This window comes from Bacillus sp. JJ1609 (assembly GCF_036967045.1).
Lineage (GTDB): Bacteria > Bacillota > Bacilli > Bacillales > Cytobacillaceae > Mesobacillus.
On the sequence record NZ_JBALSS010000043.1, the window covers coordinates 1 to 6,952 of the forward strand.

The following is a 6,952-nucleotide window of genomic DNA, read 5'->3' on the forward strand; positions in this document are numbered from 1 at the left end:
GAAAGAACAGCTGTAATGGTTGTTCTTTTTTTGTGTCTTATTAAATGTGGATACTTGGAAAATGGTAACCAGTTATTAGGGATACAATCTTATTTACGGTATGATCGTAGCAGTCACCGGTATTGAATTATGGCTTACTGGGAATATATCTCGTCCAACTGGTATTAAATGTGGTCTTACTGGTATTATATTTCTTCCAACCGGTATTCCGGTATTTAAAACCGAGCTGCTGAGAAAAAACAGGTCAACTGTATTCACTGTATACCTAAGTCAATTGACTTTTAGGTATGAACCATTCCGAACACTTCCTAACCTGTTCGGAGGCTTCCATGTTTTGAATTAAAGCAAAACCCCCAGAAATCAGTTCTGGGGGTTTTAATGTATTAGTTTTTCTTTTTCTTGGTTCCGAGCGACTGCAATTGGTCCATTACCTTCGCACGTGATTTTCTATCTTTTAGCAAGTATGCTGTTCCTAAGGCTACTGTTGTCATCATTAGTTTTTTTCTATCCATGTAAAATTCCCTCCTTGGTATTCTCGTTGGTATAGTATAAGAAATTCCCGTTTCGGAAGGATCTAAACGCTCAAATGTATTCCGATGCTTTTGGATGGCGTCCTTTCCCTGGTGTATCACTTATTGATCAGGTATTGGTAAATTAAGTAAGGCCCTTTTTTTACCGTTGATTTTAAAAACGTCTGGATAAGCGGATAATCTTCATTCGGCATCATTTTAATCAGTTCACTCCACCACTCGGTCTCATAACGAGCAATCATCCCAAGATTGTATAAAAGCAAATAATGCAGCAGCAGCTCAGGAAATAAGAATAATTCACCTTTATTCAAAGGGAATGAGTAATGCTGATCCTCAAGATTATATTTTAGCGGGATTGGTTCAGCTGCTTCAGAAAAATTGGCTTCAAAATAAATACGCTGCTGATCTTCGGGAAGAAAGGATATAGGAATTGCAGATTTAGATTGAAAAAATTCCTTAAAACGATTATCAGTCATATGAAATTGATCTAATACTGATTTAGGAAGAGAGTATTTTAAATCGATTTCAGTCACAGGATGAAAGATTTGCTTCCCCTTAAGTTCTGAAAAGATGCCAGTAAGCTCTGGTATTAATTCAAGTACTTCGCCCATCGTCGCTTTTTCGCCTTCAAGTTGTTTCATGTGGAACATTTTCTCAGCCATGAGTGAAAATAATCCATTCTTTTGGAACTTTACTTCATCTTCAGTAAAACTGTATTGCTGCTTCTTCCGTTTTCTTGTCGATACACCGTGAGCCAGAACAGAAGTTGTTTCTGGATAATCGGGTGCAACGGTCAGAATACATGCTTTGATTAAATGGACTAGTCCGTAAAATAGCATGATCGGCTGGATGGCTAGAGGGGATTTTTCTGCCTGTTCATAATAAAGTTTCCCATGTTCGAGATAATACATAAAGGGATAACAGTTTTCAAAGCTTTTCAGGTCAGGTTGTTCCAAATTAAGTTTTCGATAGCATTTTTTCAGATAGGCTTGCGAATATTCTGCTGAAAAAAAGAGTGTGTAACTATTCCATTCTTTATATGGCAAGGACACATAGATAACCTCCAAGTTGTTTGAAAAATCGGACTAATTGCACCTTCCTTGACAGTATTTTAACCAATTGATAACCTACAAATAATATTTTCTTAAAGGGGGTCATTTACAATGTGGGAAAGTAAATTTGTAAAAGAAGGATTAACGTTCGATGATGTGCTTTTAGTACCCGCAAAATCAGAGGTTTTACCAAAAGATGTCAGTCTTAAGGTTAAACTTACAGAAAGCCTGAAATTAAATATTCCTATCATCAGTGCTGGTATGGATACGGTCACAGAAGCGGAACTGGCGATATCAATTGCAAGACAGGGCGGGCTGGGCATTATACATAAGAACATGTCCATCGAGCAGCAGGCTGAACAGGTTGAAAAAGTTAAGCGCTCCGAAAGCGGAGTCATTACTGATCCATTCTTCCTTACTCCGGAACACCAGGTATTTGACGCGGAGCATTTAATGGCAAAATACCGCATCTCGGGTGTACCTATTGTCAATGATGAGAAAGAGCAAAAGCTTGTCGGTATTATCACGAATCGTGATATGCGTTTCATCCAGGATTACTCCATAAAGATTGAAGAAGTAATGACAAAAGAGAATCTGGTAACAGCTTCTGTTGGTACTACACTGAATGAAGCAGAACAGATCCTCCAGCGCCATAAAATAGAAAAACTCCCACTAGTAAATGATCAAGGCGTATTAAAAGGACTAATTACAATTAAAGATATTGAAAAAGTTATCGAGTTCCCGAATTCATCAAAGGATGCACAAGGCCGTCTGCTTGCAGGAGCAGCAGTGGGTGTCACAGGTGATACGATGAAGAGGGTGCAGATGCTTGTTAAAGCGAATGTTGACGTCATTGTTGTAGACACGGCCCATGGACATTCAAGAGGGGTGCTTGAAACGGTAAGACAAATCCGTGAAAGTTATCCTGAACTGAACATCATCGCAGGAAATGTTGCTACTGCAGAAGCTACACGGGATTTGATCGAGGCTGGAGCAGATGTGGTTAAGGTCGGGATCGGTCCTGGCTCCATTTGTACTACAAGGGTTGTTGCCGGTGTAGGGGTACCGCAAATCACAGCTGTTTATGATTGTGCAACAGAAGCGCGCAAGCATGGAAAAGCGATCATCGCTGATGGCGGAATCAAATACTCAGGAGATATCGTTAAGGCTCTTGCTGCAGGCGGACATGCTGTCATGCTCGGAAGCCTGCTTGCCGGAGTATCGGAAAGTCCTGGAGAGACGGAAATCTATCAGGGACGAAGATTCAAGGTTTATCGCGGCATGGGTTCAGTTGGAGCGATGGAAAAAGGCTCGAAGGACCGTTACTTCCAGGAGGACAACAAGAAGTTTGTTCCAGAGGGAATTGAAGGAAGAATTCCTTATAAAGGCCCTCTATCAGATACAATCTATCAGCTTGTTGGCGGTATCCGTTCCGGTATGGGCTACTGTGGAACTGCAGATCTCAAACAATTGAGGGAAAATGCACAATTCGTCCGCATGACAGGGGCTGGACTGAGAGAAAGCCATCCGCATGATGTTCAAATAACGAAGGAAGCTCCAAACTACTCAATGTCATAAAAAAGCTTTTGAAAGTATAAAGTGTGCATCATAAACGTCCTATCCAATAAAGGGTTACATTTCCCAGAAAACAAAAAGGTAAATTACCCCTTTATCTGAGACTTTTTTCCTGTATAATCGCAGGTTTTTTCCTGATTTTACAATAGACAGAGTGACTATTCTCTGTCTATTTTTTTCGTTTTTTATGTGTTAAACTTAACGGGTGTGATTTTTCAGGGATCAATAATATACAAGCTTAATAGATTATTTCTTTATAGGCTTTTTTCATAATCATGGTGGTTGATTTTCCTAACTTCATTATTAAATATGTATATTAACAACTACAATATTGATATAAAAAATTAGGAAAAGATGTCCCAAGGCTGCAATCTATATGAAAACAGTCACAATTTAAAATTTGGAGGGAAAGACGTTTTGAATCGAAATCAGAAGCAGCTTTCAATGTTCTTCGCAACATTGATTTTAACGATCGCAACCGTATTTTCTGGATTTACAATGAAGGCTGAGGCTGCAGAGGACCAGTTAGGCATCGAAGCAGAAGCGGCCATCCTGGTTGACGCAGAATCAGGAAAAGTATTATATGAGAAAAACTCTGATGTTGTCCTTGGCGTAGCATCTATGTCTAAAATGATGACTGAGTATATGGTTCTCGAAGCTATTAAAAAAGGAAAGCTTCAGTGGGACCAAAAGGTGAAAATCAATGAATATGTCCACAAGCTATCTGCTGCACCAGAGCTTTCTAATGTTGGCCTAACTCAAGGCGAAGATTATACTGTGAAAGAATTGTATCAGGCAATGGCGATCCATTCTGGAAACGCTGCTACAGTCGCACTAGCAGAAGTACTTTCAGGTACGGAAAAGAATCACGTAGAGAAGATGAATAAAAAAGCAGTTGAACTTGGCTTGAAAGATGTTAAGTTTGTTAACTCAACTGGTTTGAATAATAAAGATTTGCTAGGAAAGCATCCTGCAGGCAACCCTGATGAGGAAAACGTCATGACTGCTCGTTCTTTAGCAAAACTTGCTTACCGTTTGTTGAAAGAGTATCCAGAAGTTTTAGAAACAGCTAGCATGCCTTCTTTAAAGTTCAGAGATGGAAGAGAGTATAAAAACTTCAACTGGATGCTTCCAGAGCTTATTTTCCCTTATGATGGCGTAGATGGTTTGAAAACTGGTTCTACTGATTTTGCAGGCTATGGTTTTACAGCTACTGCCATGAGAAATGGACAAAGATATATTTCTGTAGTCATGAAAGCAGATTCTAAAGACAGCCGTTTTGCAGAAACACGCAAAATTCTTGATTATGCATTCAACAATTTTACAAAAGAAGAACTAGTGAAAAAGAATTATCAGTTAAAGAGCAAGAAAACGATTCCTGTAACAAAAGGGAAAGAAGACAAGGTTAAAATCCATTCTAAAGACTCGATCACTATGGCTGTGAAAAACGGTGAAAAAGACCAATATGTGCCAGTGCTTGTTTTAGATAAAAAGAAGCTTAACGAAAATGGCGAATTGACTGCTCCTATTAAAAAAGGAGAGCAGGTCGGATATATGACTGTTAAGTCTAAGAAGGGCGATAATATCAGCTTCTTGACGGAAGACGGACAGAAGGAAATCCAGGTGCCTGTTGTCGCTGCTGAAAGCGTTGAAAAAGCGAACTGGTTTGTTTTGATGATGCGCGGAATCGGCGGCTTCTTTGGAGACCTATTTGGCGGCATAGCAGATACAGTAAAAGGCTGGTTTTAAGTTGTATAATAAAGCATGAAAATCTAAATATACTGATAAAAAGGTTTCCTGTCTTGACAGGAAACCTTTTTTATTGTTTATTTTCAATAGGGGTAACTGTAATTCCGACTAATAAGGTCTGCTTTTCCAGTTATTTGTAAGGCTATTACATAAATCCTTTTATAAGGAATAAGGGGGAAAAACAATGAAGACAGGTACTGATCGAGTTAAACGTGGTATGGCAGAAATGCAAAAAGGCGGCGTCATCATGGACGTAGTCAACGCAGAGCAGGCAAAGATTGCTGAAGAGGCGGGCGCTGTTGCTGTAATGGCACTAGAGCGTGTCCCTTCAGATATCCGTGCTGCAGGCGGCGTAGCAAGAATGGCAGATCCGCGTATCGTTGAAGAGGTAATGGGTGCTGTCACAATTCCCGTAATGGCGAAAGCAAGAATTGGCCACATCGTAGAAGCTCGTGTGCTTGAAGCGATGGGCGTTGATTATATTGATGAGAGTGAAGTTTTAACTCCTGCAGATGAAGAATTTCACTTAAATAAAAGAGATTATACTGTTCCATTCGTATGCGGATGCCGTGATCTTGGTGAGGCTGCAAGAAGGATTGGCGAAGGAGCTTCCATGCTTCGCACAAAGGGTGAGCCAGGGACTGGAAATATTGTCGAAGCAGTGCGTCATATTCGCAAGGTAAACGCACAGGTTCGCAAGGTAGTAGCGATGGACCTTGATGAGTTAATGACCGAAGCAAAGCTGCTGGGAGCCCCATATGAGCTCCTTTTAGAAATTAAACAGTTAGGACGTCTTCCGGTTGTTAACTTCGCAGCAGGCGGCGTGGCAACACCTGCAGATGCTGCTCTTATGATGCAGCTAGGTGCTGATGGAGTTTTCGTAGGATCTGGGATCTTCAAATCAGAAAATCCAGCTAAGTTTGCGAAGGCAATTGTTGAAGCGACAACCCACTATCAAGATTACGAATTGATTGCGAACATCTCGAAAAACCTGGGCACACCACTTAAAGGAATTGAAATTTCAACATTGAATCCGGAAAACCGCATGCAGGATCGCGGCTGGTAAGGAGCTAATCATGGTTAAAATAGGAGTTCTTGGCTTACAGGGTGCGGTCCGTGAGCATATATGGGCAATTGAAGCCTCCGGTGCAGAGGGAATGGTCATTAAGCGTCCTGAGCAGCTGGAGGAAATGGACGGATTGATTATTCCAGGCGGTGAAAGCACAACGATCCGTCGGTTAATCGATAAGTATAGATTTATGGAAGAACTGAAAAAATTCGCTGCAGACGGCAAGCCGATGTTTGGGACTTGTGCCGGTCTTATCCTACTTGCCAAAGAACTTGTAGGCTATGAAGCGCCGCATATTGGCGTAATGGATGTGAAGGTTGAACGAAATTCATTCGGCCGCCAGCGTGAAAGTTTTGAAGTAGACATCGATATTGCTGGGGTTGGAAATGATTTTTCAGCAGTTTTCATCCGTGCGCCTCATATCGTGGAAGCTGGAGAAAATGTAGAAGTGCTTGCCAAGCATAATGACAGGATCGTAGCAGCGCGTGATGGCCAGTTTTTAGGCTGTTCCTTCCATCCAGAATTAACAGATGATTACAGGCTGATGAACTATTTTGTAAAGATGGTTGAAGAATCAAAGAGTAAAAATTTTGCATAAACCGCTTGCAAGTCGAACATAATTGTAGTAAATTATGTATTAAAATTTGATACTTAAAAGCAATGAGAGGGAATAGTAGCTTGTTTTCATTCTTTAGAGAGCCGGTGGATGGTGCAAACCGGTGTCTGGAACAAAGGAATCCGCCCTCGAGCAGAGTATGGAACGCCATTATGGCCAGTAAATACTTTCGGTAAAAACCGTTATTTTATGAGTGGAAAGCAATTTTGCTTTCAACTAGGGTGGCAACGCGGGTTAACTCTCGTCCCTTTTTGGGGACGGGAGTTTTTTATTTTTTTTAAGATAGGCTATGTTAAAGTTCTGTGTTGACTATAAGCACCTGTGATTGTAGCGGAGGGTACTCGACTCCTCCGAAAATGCT

General features: G+C 40.8%; 7 protein-coding genes and 1 other annotated feature. Of the genes, 5 read left to right on the forward strand and 2 right to left on the reverse strand.

All coding sequences use genetic code 11. From position 1 onward, the window contains the following. Positions 1 to 100 precede the first annotated feature (100 nt). Entirely contained in the window at positions 101 to 343 is a 243-nt protein-coding gene (locus V7654_RS22585; RefSeq protein ID WP_335433089.1) for a hypothetical protein, read from the forward strand. A gap of 40 nt (positions 344 to 383) precedes the next feature. Here V7654_RS22585 and V7654_RS22590 read toward each other — a convergent pair whose 3' ends face one another. Together V7654_RS22590 and V7654_RS22595 are read right to left on the reverse strand one after the other, a co-directional pair. Then, entirely contained in the window at positions 384 to 512 is a 129-nt protein-coding gene (locus V7654_RS22590; RefSeq protein ID WP_335433091.1) for a hypothetical protein, read from the reverse strand. A gap of 116 nt (positions 513 to 628) precedes the next feature. Next, entirely contained in the window at positions 629 to 1,582 is a 954-nt protein-coding gene (locus V7654_RS22595) for a YaaC family protein (protein ID WP_335433092.1), read from the reverse strand. A gap of 111 nt (positions 1,583 to 1,693) precedes the next feature. On the opposite strand from V7654_RS22595, the gene guaB reads away from it, so the two are divergent. From guaB to pdxT, 4 genes are all read left to right on the forward strand, one after another. Further along, positions 1,694 to 3,160, forward strand: a complete 1,467-nt coding sequence (gene guaB / locus V7654_RS22600; protein ID WP_335433094.1) for an IMP dehydrogenase — start codon at positions 1,694 to 1,696, stop codon at positions 3,158 to 3,160. A gap of 441 nt (positions 3,161 to 3,601) precedes the next feature. Further along, positions 3,602 to 4,906 (forward strand): serine hydrolase, encoded by a 1,305-nt coding sequence (locus V7654_RS22605; protein ID WP_438825340.1) that lies wholly within the window; start codon positions 3,602 to 3,604, stop codon positions 4,904 to 4,906. Between the two features lie 184 nt (positions 4,907 to 5,090). Further along, positions 5,091 to 5,972, forward strand: a complete 882-nt coding sequence (gene pdxS / locus V7654_RS22610) for a pyridoxal 5'-phosphate synthase lyase subunit PdxS (RefSeq protein WP_207503278.1) — start codon at positions 5,091 to 5,093, stop codon at positions 5,970 to 5,972. A gap of 10 nt (positions 5,973 to 5,982) precedes the next feature. Beyond that, positions 5,983 to 6,573, forward strand: a complete 591-nt coding sequence (gene pdxT / locus V7654_RS22615) for a pyridoxal 5'-phosphate synthase glutaminase subunit PdxT (RefSeq protein WP_335433096.1) — start codon at positions 5,983 to 5,985, stop codon at positions 6,571 to 6,573. A 53-nt stretch (positions 6,574 to 6,626) separates the two neighbouring features. Further along, positions 6,627 to 6,843: a binding site (T-box leader), on the forward strand. Positions 6,844 to 6,952: the final 109 nt, after the last annotated feature.